The 15,247-nt window shown below is 67.4% G+C and carries 16 protein-coding genes and 1 pseudogene; 11 read left to right on the plus strand and 6 right to left on the minus strand.

Going from position 1 to position 15,247, the window contains the following annotated elements; genetic code table 11:
* Positions 1 to 173: 173 nt before the first annotated feature.
* The 8 genes and pseudogenes from ACZ3HV_RS10185 to ACZ3HV_RS10220 form a co-directional block, all read left to right on the plus strand.
* Positions 174 to 482: pseudogene (locus ACZ3HV_RS10185) on the plus strand (IS1380 family transposase); the annotation flags it as partial.
* 413 nt (positions 483 to 895) lie between these two features.
* The gene (locus ACZ3HV_RS10190) at positions 896 to 1,762 is read left to right on the plus strand and encodes a hypothetical protein (protein WP_465682835.1); all 867 of its coding nucleotides are present in this window, start codon (positions 896 to 898) and stop codon (positions 1,760 to 1,762) included.
* A 4-nt stretch (positions 1,763 to 1,766) separates the two neighbouring features.
* Positions 1,767 to 2,057: a 2TM domain-containing protein gene (locus ACZ3HV_RS10195; protein ID WP_465682837.1), complete on the plus strand. Its 291-nt coding sequence runs from the start codon at positions 1,767 to 1,769 to the stop codon at positions 2,055 to 2,057.
* Positions 2,058 to 2,431: 374 nt separating this feature from the next.
* On the plus strand, positions 2,432 to 2,902 hold the full coding sequence (locus tag ACZ3HV_RS10200; protein WP_465682839.1) for a nitroreductase family deazaflavin-dependent oxidoreductase: 471 nt from the start codon (positions 2,432 to 2,434) through the stop codon (positions 2,900 to 2,902).
* A gap of 815 nt (positions 2,903 to 3,717) precedes the next feature.
* Positions 3,718 to 4,773, plus strand: a complete 1,056-nt coding sequence (locus ACZ3HV_RS10205) for an ATP-dependent DNA ligase (RefSeq protein WP_465682841.1) — start codon at positions 3,718 to 3,720, stop codon at positions 4,771 to 4,773.
* Positions 4,774 to 4,794: 21 nt separating this feature from the next.
* Positions 4,795 to 5,472 (plus strand): hypothetical protein, encoded by a 678-nt coding sequence (locus ACZ3HV_RS10210; RefSeq protein WP_465682843.1) that lies wholly within the window; start codon positions 4,795 to 4,797, stop codon positions 5,470 to 5,472.
* A 25-nt stretch (positions 5,473 to 5,497) separates the two neighbouring features.
* Positions 5,498 to 5,710 (plus strand): hypothetical protein, encoded by a 213-nt coding sequence (locus ACZ3HV_RS10215; RefSeq protein ID WP_465682845.1) that lies wholly within the window; start codon positions 5,498 to 5,500, stop codon positions 5,708 to 5,710.
* Between the two features lie 31 nt (positions 5,711 to 5,741).
* The gene (locus tag ACZ3HV_RS10220; protein ID WP_465682847.1) at positions 5,742 to 6,014 is read left to right on the plus strand and encodes a hypothetical protein; all 273 of its coding nucleotides are present in this window, start codon (positions 5,742 to 5,744) and stop codon (positions 6,012 to 6,014) included.
* 201 nt (positions 6,015 to 6,215) lie between these two features.
* Here the strand turns inward: ACZ3HV_RS10220 and ACZ3HV_RS10225 are convergent, their stop codons facing one another.
* Together ACZ3HV_RS10225 and ACZ3HV_RS10230 are read right to left on the minus strand one after the other, a co-directional pair.
* On the minus strand, positions 6,216 to 6,572 hold the full coding sequence (locus ACZ3HV_RS10225; RefSeq protein ID WP_465682849.1) for a hypothetical protein: 357 nt from the start codon (positions 6,570 to 6,572) through the stop codon (positions 6,216 to 6,218).
* Positions 6,573 to 6,808: 236 nt separating this feature from the next.
* Entirely contained in the window at positions 6,809 to 7,537 is a 729-nt protein-coding gene (locus ACZ3HV_RS10230; RefSeq protein WP_465682851.1) for a 4a-hydroxytetrahydrobiopterin dehydratase, read from the minus strand.
* Between the two features lie 115 nt (positions 7,538 to 7,652).
* On the opposite strand from ACZ3HV_RS10230, the gene ACZ3HV_RS10235 reads away from it, so the two are divergent.
* Entirely contained in the window at positions 7,653 to 8,624 is a 972-nt protein-coding gene (locus ACZ3HV_RS10235; RefSeq protein ID WP_465682853.1) for a helix-turn-helix transcriptional regulator, read from the plus strand.
* A gap of 436 nt (positions 8,625 to 9,060) precedes the next feature.
* Here ACZ3HV_RS10235 and ACZ3HV_RS10240 read toward each other — a convergent pair whose 3' ends face one another.
* Positions 9,061 to 9,834 carry a DUF4253 domain-containing protein gene (locus ACZ3HV_RS10240; protein WP_465682855.1) on the minus strand — a complete coding sequence of 258 codons (774 nt, stop codon included), beginning with the start codon at positions 9,832 to 9,834 and terminating at the stop codon, positions 9,061 to 9,063.
* A gap of 1,811 nt (positions 9,835 to 11,645) precedes the next feature.
* On the opposite strand from ACZ3HV_RS10240, the gene ACZ3HV_RS10245 reads away from it, so the two are divergent.
* Positions 11,646 to 12,149, plus strand: coding sequence for an immunity 26/phosphotriesterase HocA family protein (locus ACZ3HV_RS10245; protein ID WP_465682857.1), 504 nt, complete (start codon positions 11,646 to 11,648; stop codon positions 12,147 to 12,149).
* 167 nt (positions 12,150 to 12,316) lie between these two features.
* Here the strand turns inward: ACZ3HV_RS10245 and ACZ3HV_RS10250 are convergent, their stop codons facing one another.
* Together ACZ3HV_RS10250 and ACZ3HV_RS10255 are read right to left on the minus strand one after the other, a co-directional pair.
* Positions 12,317 to 13,507 (minus strand): ABC transporter permease, encoded by a 1,191-nt coding sequence (locus tag ACZ3HV_RS10250; RefSeq protein WP_465682859.1) that lies wholly within the window; start codon positions 13,505 to 13,507, stop codon positions 12,317 to 12,319.
* On the minus strand, positions 13,497 to 14,417 hold the full coding sequence (locus ACZ3HV_RS10255) for an ABC transporter ATP-binding protein (protein ID WP_465682861.1): 921 nt from the start codon (positions 14,415 to 14,417) through the stop codon (positions 13,497 to 13,499). Before ACZ3HV_RS10255 ends, ACZ3HV_RS10250 begins: the two co-directional genes overlap by 11 nt.
* Positions 14,418 to 14,666: 249 nt before the next feature.
* Between ACZ3HV_RS10255 and ACZ3HV_RS10260 the strand changes: the two genes are divergently transcribed.
* Positions 14,667 to 14,867 carry a hypothetical protein gene (locus tag ACZ3HV_RS10260; protein WP_465682863.1) on the plus strand — a complete coding sequence of 67 codons (201 nt, stop codon included), beginning with the start codon at positions 14,667 to 14,669 and terminating at the stop codon, positions 14,865 to 14,867.
* A 214-nt stretch (positions 14,868 to 15,081) separates the two neighbouring features.
* On the opposite strand, the gene ACZ3HV_RS10265 is transcribed toward ACZ3HV_RS10260, so the two are convergent.
* Positions 15,082 to 15,216 (minus strand): hypothetical protein, encoded by a 135-nt coding sequence (locus ACZ3HV_RS10265; protein ID WP_465682865.1) that lies wholly within the window; start codon positions 15,214 to 15,216, stop codon positions 15,082 to 15,084.
* Positions 15,217 to 15,247 lie beyond the last annotated feature (31 nt).

Below are 15,247 nucleotides of genomic sequence, written 5' to 3' on the forward strand. Positions count from 1 at the left end.
GCGAGAACGCCTACCGCGATATTGCACGCTATATCGAACTTCGCTACAATTCACGACGTCGCCACTCCGGACTCGACTACCGCACTCCCCGGCAGGTCCACGACGAGTACCTGGAACGGCAGCTCGTAGCATAATTGGCCATTAAAAGAGCTGTCCGGAAAACGCGGGGCGCATCAGACCTCATCGACGGACCGCTGGCCCACCTGCCGTCCGGCCGATTCAACGCCAACAGCGCCTGGGCGGTCTGCGCGATGATCACCCACAACCTGCTCCGCGCCGCCGACACCCTCGACCCCCACCAACAGGCCCCGGCACGCGGCGCAACCCTGCGCCGCCAGATCATCCACGTCCCCGCCCGGCTCGCACGGCCCCAACGCCGGCCCGTGCTCCACCTGCCCGCACACTGGCCCTGGGCCGACCGGTGGCTGAGGATCTGGAACGGCGTGTTCGGCCAAACCACCGCGCCACCACAACCCGCCTGACCCCGTCCACCGCCACCCAGGCACAACCGGAAAACCCACCGTGGAAAAGCTGGCAGACCAGCCGAACAGCCACGCCCACACACCCACACCCAACCGACAACCGGATCAGGCCGACCAGCCCCTACCCCTCCACGGATCGAGGCTAAGCCTGGATCCACCGATGATCCCGGCGGGATCGGGCGGCCGAGCGTCACCTCACCGACGAGGTCGTCGTGCGCCGCGGATGTCGCCCTGTACCGACGTCGGCCGCGCCAAGTTTCATCGCCCTCGCGAGCGACGTCTTCGGACCTCGGCCCGAGCGTGCCGGCTCCGGGGTGAGATCGAGCATTTTGGTGGGCGTCTAGGGGACGAAGTCCTCTTGGTGCCTGCGCCCGCGAGGCCGAAGGTTGAGGGTAGGAAGGAGATGAGCAGCCGTGCCTACGTTGCACTTGAGCCGGCCTGCCGCGCTCGAAGACTCCAGGCCGACGCCGGTCTCTCGCGTCGGCCCCATCCCCAGCCCATTGCTGTGGCTGGCTGGCGGCGCTCTGTTGTTCTTCGCGGTCCCGTTCGTCGGCACCGACATGCTCGGGCTCCAGCCCGATCTGTACTACCTGTTCTACTTCACCATCGCCGTGGCCTGGTTCGCCGCGTTCCTCGCCACCTTCCGGACCCAGCTGCGACACCTGTGGCGGCTGAACCTGAGGTGGAGCCTGCTCGTGGGTGCACTCGCCGGCATCGGCATAGCCGTCATCGTGTTCAGCTCCGCCGGCACCGACCACCCCGACGGCTGGCGGTGGTGGTTCGAGATCGGATGGCGCGGGGTCGTGTACGGCGGCGCCGACACCCTGACCCTGTTCGTGTTCCCCGCCGCGGTCGCGTACCTGCTCATGCACGGCGACCGCACCGGCGCCAAGCGCAAGATCGGGTATGCCGGGCTCGTCCTCGCCCTGTCGCTGCTCGTGTCGACCAGCTACCACCTCGGCTACCCCGAGTACCGCGATGCCGACCTGCGTTCACCGCTCATCGGCACCGTCATGGCGGACTCCTCCGCCGTGCTCACCGGGAACCCAGTCGGTGCGTTCCTCACCCACACAACCGCGCACGTGTCCGCAGTCGTGCATCAGAACGAGGGCGGCCCGACGCAGATGCTGCCTCCGAAGGTCACCACTGACTACCCCAGCCATGGCGACGGTGACCTTGCTGCTGGACTCGCCGGGCTGTGGCTCCTCGTAACCGCCGGTGCCGTCACTGTCCTGGTCCGCCGCCAGCACACCGGCGTCAACGCTACGCGAAGGAGGTGAATCAATGAGCACCGCGAACATCCCGCTGCACGACTACGAGGCAGCCAAACGGGCGATCGCGCATGAAAGCGCAACCATCGGCGTGGTCGTCCACGGCATCATCACGCTGCTGGTCGGTGCAGGGCTGATCGTCATCAACATCACCCTTGCACCGGAGTTCCCGTGGTCGGCGTTCGCGGTCGGCGGCATGCTGATCGGCCTGCTCGCCCACTGGTGGTTCGGCTACGTCAAGCTCGACGAGCAGCTCACCAAACAGCAGCAGCAGACCGAGGCCCGCGCCGCACGATCGCGGTAACCGCCCACGACGGGGCCCACTCCCCGCCGGGACTGGGCCCCACCGTGGCCGCGTGGCGCCGCCCAGTGCCCACCCGGTCGTGAACCACGACCCTTTGACCACGTCGCCGTGGGATCCACCTTCCCGGCGATGCGGTTCCAGGACCTCAACGACCGCGCCGAACCGAACGCCTCGATCGACATCGCCACACAACGGCTGCAAGGACTCGAGGCAGGTTGGATGCGTGATGGCCGGACCGGACCGCACCGTGGTCCCTGACCTACCGCATATCCCGAGGGGTGACAGACATGGCAACGACGAACGGACCACACCGACAAGGGACAAGCAGCAGGCCCCTACTCGGCTTCCGCCGACAGCCAGGCAGGCTGGCACTGTTGATCTTCCGACTGCCGCTCCCGCTGTACCGGACCGGCTGGGGATGGCTGTTCTTGGGCCGCACCTTCCTGGTGCTCACCCACGTCGGACGCAAGACTGGGAGGTCGCGCGCCACAGCCGCGATGGTGCTCTCCGAAGACAAGACCACCGGCGAGGCAGTCATCTGCTCGGTGTGGGGGCCGCGCACCGACTGGATCCGCAACCTCCACGCCCACCCCGCACTCCGGGTCCAGATCGGACGGGAGTCGTTCGTACCTCAGCATCGGTTCCTCACCGATGAGGAAGCCTTCGCCGTCGGCGTCGAATTCCGGCGCCGCCACCCGTGGCGGGTGCGAATGATCAGGCGAGTGCTCGGCGCCGACCTGGGCTCGGACGCCGCGATGCGGGAGTTCATCAGCACCCGCCCATTCGTCGCACTCCGCCCACTAAGCCCGGATCCACCCATGAGCCCGACGGGATCGGCCGGCTGAGCCTGCCGTAATGCGCCAGAGATCATCACCAAGACCCCGCAGCCCATCCAACCTGGATGGCCAGATGGTGCAGTCAACTGACCACCACAACCATGGCAGAGCAAACGCCAACTCCACCCACGCTGACGTCTTCACTTCCCGGATGAACCGCGGCAGTTGAGGACTCTGGGGAGGAGAGATCGAAGGTGGTCGCTGGGTCGTCGGCAGCGGCCGGCCAGCAGGCTGGACGGCCTGTGCAAGTGGCGGGCGAGCTACTGGAGCAGGCGGGGTGTGGCGGACGGGTAGCCCGTTGGTCCCGGCGCCCGAAGTATGACGGTTGCTGTGGGCATCGTTCATCCCGGCACGGTTAACCACAGGCCGAGCGATTCAGGGATTTGCAGCTTGCTGCCGAGCTGGATCCGTGCGGCGCTGGATCAGTCAGGTACGTAGGGCGATGCGCACCGATTTGCCGCCCGCCGCGTGGCATCACTCGTGGCACAAAACGTCGGATACTCCTGGGGAATCTCGCGTCTGCTGCGGGCGACCGTGTTACCAAAATCGCTCGTAGAGAGCAGAGGCGACGCCGACGTTCCTCCTCGTAATGAGAAGGTCGTCGGTTCGAATCCGACAGGCGGCTCCACCTCGCGAGCTCCACGGGCTGACCACCAGGCGCATGCTGGTGCCGTGGCCAGGGTGTGGCGGTGCGGGAAGTGTGACGGGGCCGACGTCCCCGAGCACCACCGGTTCTGCCCGCACCGCGACACGCCGCACCCGGTGAAGCGGGTGCTGGTCGTGGTGTGGCCGCCGTTTGGCCGGGTGCGGCGCAGAGGCCCCGGGTGACGCCGTCACACAAGCGTAGCGAGCCGGCCGGGGTGCGGATCCCGGCCGAGCTGGCCGGACCCGTGGAGGTCGCGCTGGCCCGATCGGTCGACCAGATCCCGGCCCCGAACGCCCTGCCGGGCGGGTCACGCTACGAGGTGAAGTGGGACGGCTACCGGGTCGCGATCGTCCGGTCCGGTGACGGCGCCCGGTTGTGGACCCGCAACCGCCACGACATCAGCGACCGCTTCCCCGACGTCGTCACCGCCGCCGTACGCCAGTTGCCGGACGGCGTGGTGCTCGACGGGGAGCTGGTCATCCTCGGCGCGGACGGCCGGTTGAGTTTCGACGCGCTCCAGCAGCGACTCGTTACCAGCCCCGCGAAGGCGCGCGGCAAGGCCGCCGTCCTGCCCGCCTCGTTTGCCGCGTTCGATCTGCTCGCGGCCGCTGGGATTGATCTGCGTACCCAGCGCTGGACGGTACGCCGGCAGCGCCTCGAGCAACCGGCGCAGCGGTGGGTCCCGCCGCTGCAGCTGACTCCCGTGACGGCCGATCTCGACGAAGCCACCGAATGGTTCGAGGTGCTGCCCGCCGCGATGGGTGTCGAGGGACTGGTCGTGAAAGGTGCAGCCACCCGCTACACCCCGGGCCGCCGCGACGCCTGGGTCAAGGTCAAACACCGCGAGACCCGTGAGGTTATCGTCGGCGGGGTGCTGGGCTCGATCACCCACCCCGAGGTCGTCATCGCCGGCCTCTACACCACCGAGGCCGAGCTGGTGGTGGTCGGGCGCACCGTCCCGCTCAAGCCCGAGCAGTCGGCCCAGCTTGCCGCCGTACTCGCCCCCGCGCGGCCCGGACACCCCTGGCCGGACGAGATCACGTCGTACCGGTGGGGTGGCCCCGACTCGAAGAAACCGTTGATCAAGGTCGAACCGACGGTCGTGGCCGAGGTCACCGCCGACGCCGCAACACAGGCCGGCCAGGCACGTCACGGGATGCGCTACGTGCGGCTGCGCCCGGACCTGCGACCCGACGACCTGCCCACCGTTGCAGGCGGAGTTGGCGCGAGCTGATCGGCCGTGGATCGTGGAAGCGTGGAGATAGACGCGGCAGTCGTCGAGCTGTACGGGCTGGCGCCCGAGCAGTTTCGTGGCTGCCGCAACCAGCTGGCGAAGGCGGTACGGGACCGCGGTGACGAGGCGGCCGCGGCTGCGATCGGTGCCCTGCGCAGGCCCACGATCGCCGCGTGGCTGGCCAACCAGCTCGTCCGTGCCGACCCGGACGGCATTCATGCCTTGACCGAGCTGGGGGAGCAGCTGCGGGAGACCTACCTGACTTCGGACAGCGCCCGCCGGCGCGAACTGACCCGGCAGCGCTACGACCTGGTCCGCCATCTCGTCCACGTCGCGCGCCAGCAAGCCGCCGGCGGCAGGCGTGTTGCCGCCGAGACCGCGGAGCGGCTGACCGAGACCCTCGACGCCGCTCTCGTCGACCCCGGCGCCGCGCAGTTGTTGCGGACCGGGCAGTTGACCAGCGCGCTGCGACATGTCGGGTTCGGCGTCGTCGACGAGAACGGCGACCCGGCCCCGCTCGCCCCGATCCGGCCCCGCGTCGTCCGCCGCTCCGAGCCTGCGCCCAAGACGCCGGCGGCGAAGCCTGCGAAGCGATCCGCCGCGCCAACTGCAGGCCGGGCCAAGGTCGACCGGACCCTCGCGCAACGCCGGGCCGCGCAGGAGGCACGCCTCGGCGTGGCCGAATCCGATTGCGCCTGAGACCGACCGTAACCAGGCCGAGCGGATGCTCGACGCGCACCAGCACCGGCTCGCCGACCTGCAGGCCGACCTCGACCGGCTCAACGACCAACTCGAGGAGACGCGCCAAGCCCTCCGCGGCGCCCGCAAGCGACTCCCGCGACTGCAACGCGCGTTTCACCTAGCCGCTCGCAACGCCGCCGCCATCCGGAAACGCCGCGACACAGAGCAACGACGCCTGAACGCGCTGGACCACTGAGCCGGCACTTTCTTCGCGTGAGGCTTGGTGCATGGCGGCCGATCAGCACGAGGACCCGGGCGAGCTCCCGGTCGATCCACTGCTCGGCCAGCCCCGGATGGTCGACGACCCCCGGATCTCTATCGCGCAAGCCGCCGTGGTCCTGGGCAAGAAACCCGCGCAGGTCCACCGGTACCTCGCGCTCGGCCGGCTACCCCGGCACGGCCCTGCGCACAACGGCCGCCCGCTGCTGCTGTCGGAGGTCGAGGCGCTGCGGCGGCACAGGGCGGTGATGGGCTCAGGTCAGGCGATCGGGTTCGGGTGACAGTTCTTTCCCTCCCGCCACACCCAGATGAGACCCGACACGGCCGCTCGTACGACAGTGGCCAGCCTGCTGGGTCGCCGACGCTGCGATGCATCCGTTGCGCGGCGCGGATGCATTCGTGGAAGTCCTGCTCGGAGTACTGCCACTTGTCGCTGGGACCGCCCTGGAGACGGATGACCGGTCCCCGGTCGGCGGCGGCCATCAGAACTGCTCGGCGCGGCGCAGCTCGGCCTGCGGGATCCAGGAGACCTTGTCATCTTTGCCCTTGACCCGTCCTAGCCAGGTTCCTTGTTCGAAGATCCAGGCGTCCAGGAAGCCGGCCGGCTGCCAGGCCTTCTCCACCGGTACCGGCGGGTCGACGCGCCGGATATGGTCCGGTGACCGCGGCCCGTACACGTCGTACTGCAGCTCCAGGTCCGCTGCGAGCCGGTGCGCGGCCTGTTCGGACAGGCCCGCTCCCCGGCTGCCGTTGGCCGCGTTGTCCCAGACCGACCAGTCCTCGTCGCCCGAGCCCTCGCGCACATTGAACCGACCGACCAGGACGCCAGGATGCCACATATTCGAACTGGTGTTCCCTTAAGCCTGCATAACGATGTCGTCCATGTAGCCGACGCGGACTCGCTCTGCGTAGGCGCGGTGACGGCTGGTCGTTATCTGGGGTGTTGTCGATGCTTCGCGGGCGGTCCGGCGCATGGGGTTCACCTGATGCCGCGCGGGACCCTGGCCGCCGAAGTCGGGCACGTCAGGCCTACGGTGTACCGGCGCCCGGTCGCGTTGCGTGTCGCCGCTCTGAGTCAGCTTCGGTCGATCCAGTTGGTTCCTCCGGGTCGGTACTGCGAATCGCACAGGGAACTGGTGCCGGGTTGCCAGGTGCACAGGTAGAGGTGGTTGCCGTCGGGGTCGGACAGCACCCAGGCCGCCGGTGCGCCCTGGTCGCTGACGAGCGTGCCGCCGGCGGCCAATGCCGCGTCGATCCGGGGCCGCACCTGAGCTGGGTCGACCCACAGATGCGGATGCCAGACTCGCTGTGTTGATCGAGCATCTGCGGTCTGGAACCAGATCATGGGCAGTCCTGTGCGGGGGTCGCCGACGTCGCCCCAGTCCTCGGTGCCGATGACGTGGTGGGAGTCCAGCACTGCTGCCCAGAACGGCGCGATTTTGTCGTAGGCCGGGGTGTCTAGGCCGAGTTCGATTCGGGTGAGGCTGCTGCATTCGAGTTCGGCGCCGGCGGCGGCGACGATGTCGGTGATCTGACGAGCCAGGGTCACGTCGGTTTCGGTCACGCCGCCGCCATCTCGGCTGGACAGCCGGACATCGACCTGGAAGGGCCGCAGGTCAAGGTCTGCGTGATGGCCAAGGGTTTCGGCAGCCTGCCCGATCGATTCCACGAGCCGCAGCCCTTGGGTGAAGCTCTCGGTGTGGATTCGTGTTTCCAGGCCGCCTTGCCCGAACGACAGCAGCAAGGTCCAGTCATCGAGGTCGGCTGCGGCGATCTGCTGTCCGGTCAGCACCTGTGTGGTCATGGGTAATCCCGTCTCTCCGCGGTGATGTCCAGGCCGGATGGCTCGGACATGTGTGAGACCGTACGAAACAAAACCGGCCAACCGTGTGTCCTGTTTTCCTGCTAATTTTGCGTTCATGCGCGCCGAGCGTCTGGTGGCCATTGCGCTGCTGCTGCAAGCGCATCGAAGAATGACCGCGCCCGAGCTGGCGCGGCGCCTCGACGTCTCCGAGCGAACGATCCGTCGCGATCTGGACGCGTTGCTGCTCTCCGGCCTACCGCTGTATTCCGAACGCGGCCGCCGGGGTGGGTGGGCGTTGCTCGACGGTCCTGCGATCAACCTTTCGGCGCTGACCCCGCAGGAGGCGCAGGCGCTGTTCCTGGTGACCGGGCCGGAACTGCTGACCGGCCTCGGGCTGGAACAAGGGGTCACCTCAGCGGTCCGCAAGCTGATCGAGGCCCTCCCAGCGACCACCCGCGAGCAGGCCGACCGTACTCGGCAGGCCATCCACATCGACCCCACTCGGTGGGGCCGAACCGCGCAACCCGCGCCCGCCACGCTCGTGCCGTTGCGGGACGCCGTGATCGCCGGAGTCCAGGTAGACCTCACCTACGCTCCACCAGGAGCCGAAACGGCGGTACATCGCGTCCATCCGTACGGACTGGTCTCCAAGAGCGCTATTTGGTACCTCGTTGCCGGTGCAGACGCGGGCCTGCGAACCTTTCGCGTTTCCTGGACCACGAACGCCGACGTCACCACCGAAGCCGTCGAGCGGCCCGACGACTTTGACCTCATCCGGGCCTGGGAGGACGTCACCCGCCGCCGAGTGCCCTGCTCCAGCAATCGCGTCGAAGTAGAGTTCCAGGTTCGTCCAGAGGATCTCGGCCGAGTCGCCTTGGCGCTGTCGGAAGACACCCAACTCCGCCCGATCGACAGCAAAACTGGAACGGCGCGCCGGTTCACAGCGACCTTCAGCTCGGTCCATGAGGCGGCCTGTGAGTTGATCTACCTCGGTGAAGGCGTGCAAGTGCTCGAACCGGCGTCCGTACGCGCCGAGCTGGTGCGAATTGGGCACCGGTTGATCGCGGACCACACCCCGAAGTGGTGATGGCTTGTCACCATTTGCGCGTCGCCCGGGTCGGCGCCCCATCCGAGCCGCCCGCGTCGCGAACACTGTCCAGGACGCAGAATCCCAAGTCACACGCTGAAGTTCGGGATTTGAGCTTAAGGGAACTGGTGTTCCAGTGGTCTGGGCGACAATCGCTGACTGTCAAGACAGCTAAACGCACGGCTATCTCGGCGGCCCGGGCCAAAAGCCGCAACCGGAAGGTCGAACGTACACTCATGCGCGCGGCCAGGCTTGCTGCAGCGCCTCGCCGGGCCGAGATGTGACCCGCCAACCGCTGCGCGACACATGTCCGCCACCTGACCTGCGACAGGCTAGAAATCTGGCGACTCGGACGCAGGCCAACGCACGGATCTGCCGAGTTCCGGATGCTTGCGTGATCGGGTGATGAGCGCGGTGAAGGGTGGTCGGTGTGGGTTCAATCCCACCAGGCAAGCCAGACTGGCGCGGCGAGGAGACTGGCGGCGAGTTCGGTGAGGTTGTCCGCTCCGTAGAGGTCGTAATAGCCGTCGTTGTAGACGAAGTACTCCCATGCCAGAGCGAGAGCTTCGGCCTTGGTGCGTGGTGGGCGAGCGACCGCGAACTCCGCGGTTGCGCCGGTGAGCACGACCAGTTCTGCGCCATACCGGTTTTTCCAGGTGCGCAGGATCGCGGCATGCTCCGCTGGGGTGGGGTACTCGTTCCACCCTCCGCAGTGCAGGACTGCCGGGGCCTGCCAACCGGCCGCCGCAGGCACTAGCGCGATTGTCACCGGCCGCGGTTCACCGTGTGGTCCGAACGGTAGGCGGAAGCCGGGTCGCTGCGCCTGATCGGGCCAGTCGCCTTCCCCGCGCAGCTCGGCGAGCGTCGTGGCCGCGAGCTCCGGCCCGTAGATCCGCAACCTGTCCTCACCTCGAGCGGTGAGGATGCTCGTGCCGTCCATGGTGTCGGCCAGCGCGATGCTGCCGGCCGGGTCGGCGTACTCGTACGAGTTCGCCAAGTACTCAGGATCCCCGTGTTCCATCAGGACCGGCCAATAGCCCGTCGCTGGGTGAGCCTCACGCAGCCGGCGCCACCAGTCGAGTGCGTCATGGCCCGACGCGGTGAACCCGAACACCCGCGCACCCAGCGGCGTAGTCGTGATCGCGTGCAGGCTCGGCAAGCCCGGCACCGCAACAACTGGAAACGGCGGGCCATCCGGGGTCTCTGTCACGCCCCGACGATGATCCATGGGATCGCGACAAGCAAATCGTTGGAGAAGCGCTCGCCGGACACTGGCGTCACTCGGCCACATCAACGTCCGGATCTGCCGCTGATCGCGCGGTCATGCCGATGAGCGGTCGACGGTCGAGCCCTACGATGACCAGCGTGGGGACGTTCATATTCGAGATCCGGGACGCGTTCGACCCGCTGGACGGGTATGAAGGTGACGTCACGCTCGCTGGGGTTCGCGTCGATGACGACGGGGACTCACTCGCTGCCGGCGTACGTTGCTCGTGCCTGTTTCAGGCGGCCGGACTGTCCGTTCGACCGTCGTGCAGTTTCCCCTCACGTCCTTTGCAGACCGCGACTTGCGGGCCATGTCTGTGGTCGGCGTCAGTGCGGCAGACGTCCTCATCGGCAGCCGAGCCGAGCGTGCTACCGACTGATTCGGGCGCACTCGCATGCCGCAGATAGCGAGTGCTGCCGCCGTCCGGACATGCCGCGATGTGCGATCACGCCGATGGCCGCGTGTTCACGCCGAGGTCAGCGAGCACTTCATCCCTTGGCTCAGTCCCACCAGAGAGTAACCAGACGGGCGTGAGGTGGAACTTCGATCTGCTGTAGTGGAGGTGCACCATTCCACCAGTCGTCCCTTGGTTCGTCCGGACGTAGCGCGACTGCCCACGATCCGACCTCGGCCGGCGACGCTGTCGTGACTACGTAGACGTGATCGCTGAAGGGCCAATCGTCTGGTTCCATCACGTCGGAGACGCCTACCCAGACGCTGTGAACCTCGGGGCGGTCCCGGATAGTGCTCAGAACCTCGTAGAACCGCGCAGGGCCAGGGTGGTCCGACAGGTTGCAGCCAATCGACGCGGGATCTTCGTTTCCATCGAAGAACAGCTCCAGACTGACGACAGACTCCGGTCCGGACCGACGGTCATATCCGCCCTGTCGGGCAATCTCCGCGTGCAGTTCTTCCAGCATCCCACTCCCGCTCTCGACGCTCCGGACTGTCCAGCCTGGCATGACAGGCACGTCGATGATCGACAGGATTGACGACCGGGCTTCAACCACCAGGCCAAGGCGCCAAGGTCCGGATCTGCCGCCGATGGTGCTCGACACGGCTCTTACGTGCTCGATCCGCCCGACATGCCTGGGCCCGGTGGAGGCCTGAGGACAAGACCGAACAACAGCTGAACAAGCAGGACTGTGACTCCCAGCGCGAAAGTGTCGAGAAGGAAGATCCATACGAGTCCGCCCGGAAGCAATACCAGCGGACCGACCACTCTGAACCTTGAGGTCTCTATCCGCCGATATCCCACCAAAATCAGCAAGAGAATCACCAGCGTCGGCACACCGAAGAGAAGTAGAAGCGCCGGCAAGCCCTTGGCTATCTCCGAGGTAACGGAGCCCACCGACCGCCCTGGATCAGCAGTCCAATAAGGATCGCGTAGCCGAGCCAGCAAACCGACAGCACAACCACGTACTTGACCAGCCCGGTCAGGAGCCAACTCGCCCATGCCGGCTGCAACGAAGACCGTTCCGCTGATGAGGTGTCCACCATCACACCCTGTAACTGAGACAGTGTCACAATGATGCCACACGCCAGTTCGGTCGACAGGGTTGCACTACACCCCGACGCCGCGGATCCGACGCCAAGCGTGGCGAGCGAACCGTCTACCGGATCTGCCGCACTCCGCGCTGTCATGCCGATGTGAGCGCCATCTAAAGCGCCGGCCGCGTTCGCTGATCAGCACCTGCTGGCCCATCACCGAAGCGGGCCAGCGAAGGCGCATGCCAACCATCTAGGTTGTTCATGTGAGTCCCCAGAACCTCCTCCAGGTGCTGCACCCATCCCGGAAGTCGCTCAAGCCCGGAGATGTCTTCACCATGCAGTTGCCAAGGCTTGGATACATGTTCGGGCGCGTTATCTCGACCACGGCGAGGTGGTCGATCACCCCGGACGGCGGTTCGGCGAACCTCGTCTACGTGTTCAAGCATCAATCGCCGTCGAAGATCATGCCCGACCGATCACACCTGCAGTCGGACCAGCTCCTGATCCCACCGCAGCTCATCAACCGCCTGGGCTGGAGCCGCGGCTACTTCGAGACCCTCGGGAACCTGCCGTTCGGTCCAGGCGAGGTCCTCCCGGTCCACTGCTTCGAGACACGCCAGTACCGCGCAGGACCGCGATGGTTCAACGAGCGCGCCGAAGAACTCCCCGCACCAATCCCACCCGTAGGCATCTGGGGCGGCGGAAACTACCTGACCCTCGAAGAGAAGATGTGCAAGGCGCTCGGCATCCCGCTGGCACCCGACTGAACCGGGAATCAGGACCCAAGCCGCAACGTCCGGATCTGCCGCGATCCGCGCCCTCATGCCGATGAGCGGATACTCGCCTGGGGCGGTCACCGTTGCTTGAAGAGTCGCGAGGCTGTCGAGGCGCTAGTTCGCGAGTGCGGCGGCAGCGGGTTAGCATCTCGAACCGTTCACCCGTGTGTACGGACCAGGTCGCGCAGCGGGACACGGCCTCCGAACCGAAGCAGTGCTCCGGAGTAGATGCGGCCGGCGAGCCGGATCAGGCCCCACATCGCAATGACCATGCAGGTCGCTGCCGTCATCATCTGCCAGCCCGGGACTGCGTGAACGGCGACGCGGTAGGTCATGACGACGGGTGCGGTCGGCGGGAAGTACGACAGCAGGATCGTGACGACGGCGTCGGGGTTCTCTTCGGCGTAGATGACGCCGAAGTAGCTGAGGAGCATGAGGCCGGTGATCGGGGCGATGGCCGCTTGGGCGTCCTCGATTCGGGATGTGGTCGCGCCGATTGCGGCGTACAGCACGCTGTAGAACAGGTAGCCGAGGACGAACCACAGGCAGGTCCAGGCCAGTACGTCGCCGGGGATGTTGGGCGCGTCCGCGCCGCCCCTGAAAGCGGCGGTGGTGACGGCCGCGCCGCCGATCACGGCGAGCTGTGCGAGCCCGACGACGCCGATGCCGACGACCTTGCCGGCGAGAATCTCACGGGCGGGCATTCTGGCGAGCAGGACTTCCGCGACGCGGTTCGCCTTCTCCTGTACGACGCCGGTGAGCACGAATCCGGCGTAGAAGCTGATCGCGAGGTACATCACTCCGACTGCGATGAACCCGACGGTATTCGCGTCCTTGTCGGCGGTGTGTGCGGCCCCGAGCGTGCGACTGGTGAGACTGACGGGGACGAGTAGCTGGGCGAGTTTGTCGGAGGAGATGCCGAGCCGGTCCGCCTGGTCGCGGATGTGAACCGTCTGTACCGCGTTGGCGATCGCGGCCGTCAGGGTGCTGTCCGACTCTGTCCGCCACTCGAGGCGAGTGCCGTCCACGAGCAGCACGTCGATCTTCTTGTCCCGGACGGCGCGTTCGCCGTCAGCGACGCTCGGGTATCGGGTCACCTCGAGGCCGTGGTTGACCGCCCTGGCCTGTTCGACAAGAGCTGTCACGACTCCGTCGGGCGCGGCCCCGCTCATGCCGACGTGGTACGTCGTCGACTTCTCGAGCAGTGACGGCACGAGGATGATCGCGACGACGAGGATGACGCCGAGCACGGTGGATATCCGGTAGGCGCGGCTGCCGCCACGCTCGCGGATCTCCCGCAGCGCGACGACCCAGATTCGCCGCCAGCCCTCGCGAACGTCAGCGCGCAACACCGGACACCTCCCGGGTCGTCTGTGCCGACCCCGCGACAGCCGCGCGGAACAGCTCGGACAGTGTCGGCGGCTCGTAGGCGAGCCTCACGACGTCCCCACCGACGCCCGCGAGCAGAGTTACCGGGTCGACGGCACGGGGGACGCGCAGACGGACCCGTTTGCCGTCATGGGTCACGACGGCGGCATCCGTGAGGTGCAGCAGCCGCTCGGGGTCCCGCGCAACCGTGATCTCGAGATAGCGGTCGGCAGCGGCGTCCCGAATCGCGTCGAGGTCGCCGCTCAGCACCACACGGCCGCCGTCGATGACGACGACGTCCTCGCACAGGTGCTCGACGATGTCGAGTTGGTGGCTAGAGAACAGCACGCCGGCGCCGCCATGCGCGATGTCGCCGAGCAGCCCGGACATCGCGTCCATCGCGATCGGGTCCAGCCCTGAAAACGGTTCGTCGAGCACCAGCAGGTCGGGCGCGTGCACTAGCGCGGCGGCGAGCTGGACACGCTGCTGGTTGCCGTGTGACAGGTCGTCCAGCCGGGAGTTCGCGCGGTCGGCGAGCCCGAGCGCGTCCAGCCAACGGGTCGCCTCCCGGGCCGCGGCTGCCGCCGACAGCCCCGACAGTCGGCCGAGGAACACGAGCTGGTCGAGCACCCGCATCCGCGGGTACAGCCCGCGCTCCTCCGGCATGTAGCCGAACCGGCGTCGGTCGGTGGCTGTGACGGGGCGCCCGCGCCACCGGACGGCCCCCTCATCCGGGGTTACGAGACCAAGGACGGCGCGCATCGCCGTCGTCTTCCCCGCCCCGTTGGGACCGACGAACCCGGTGAGGCGGCCAGGCCGCACCTGGAACGTGCACCGAGATAGCGCTTCGACCTCGCCGTAGCGCTTCGAGACGCCGATCAACTCGAGCACGGTCAACTCCCCACTCCCTGTTGCCAGCGTGCAAGCGGCATGCTCGCGTGACCAGGTCCGCAAGGCGGTATCGGTTGGAGTCCAAGGGCCTTCAGCGGGGCCTCACACGCGAGGCCGTAGTCCACCAAATGGAGGGCCGAACGCCCCTAGCGGGCGGAACCGGGCGGGCGCAGCATCGGAGTCAGCGGCCGAGCAGCGGCTCGCTGCGCGGTGCGCAAGATCGAAGCGACGGCGAGCGGAGGCACAGCCATGTCACGCACAGATCAAGGACCGAGCAAGACCGCCACGACCGCCCTAGCCGCGATCGGCGTCGTGATCGGCGTGGTGGTGGCTGTTCTAGCCGGCGACGTGATTCTCGGGGTCATCGTCGGCGCGGCCTTCATCGCGATCGCGGTCGGGTTGCTCAGGCTGTGGGCCGGCGGCGGCACACCGCGTTCGCACCACCCATGACAGGGCGGTGCGGGCAGCCATCGCCGGAACACCAAGCGCTCGGCGGAACGTCCGCCGCCGCTGGCGTCGTCACCCGCAATGCCGATGAGCGTGCGATCACCTACCAGGTGGCCATCGAGCTGGACGTGGGCTGACGGGCGTGAGCTGAGGGCCATAGCCGTCCTCGTGGAGCGGGGTCGCTCGTCAGCTCCCAGCCCAAGGCGTAGCCCTACACCTATTCCTTGTCCGTGGCTTTCGGGCTGTACTCGTTCTTCGCCCACCAGTCCCTGAAGGCGTCGTCCTTGCCGCGCCGAGACCGCTCGCAGTCCGGATCGACGAGCGGACTTTCGGTGGGCGGTAGGTCGGTCACGGTGCCTCCCGGTGGTCGTCGCGCTGTCAGA

It is taken from the genome of Kribbella sp. NPDC020701 (assembly GCF_055562215.1).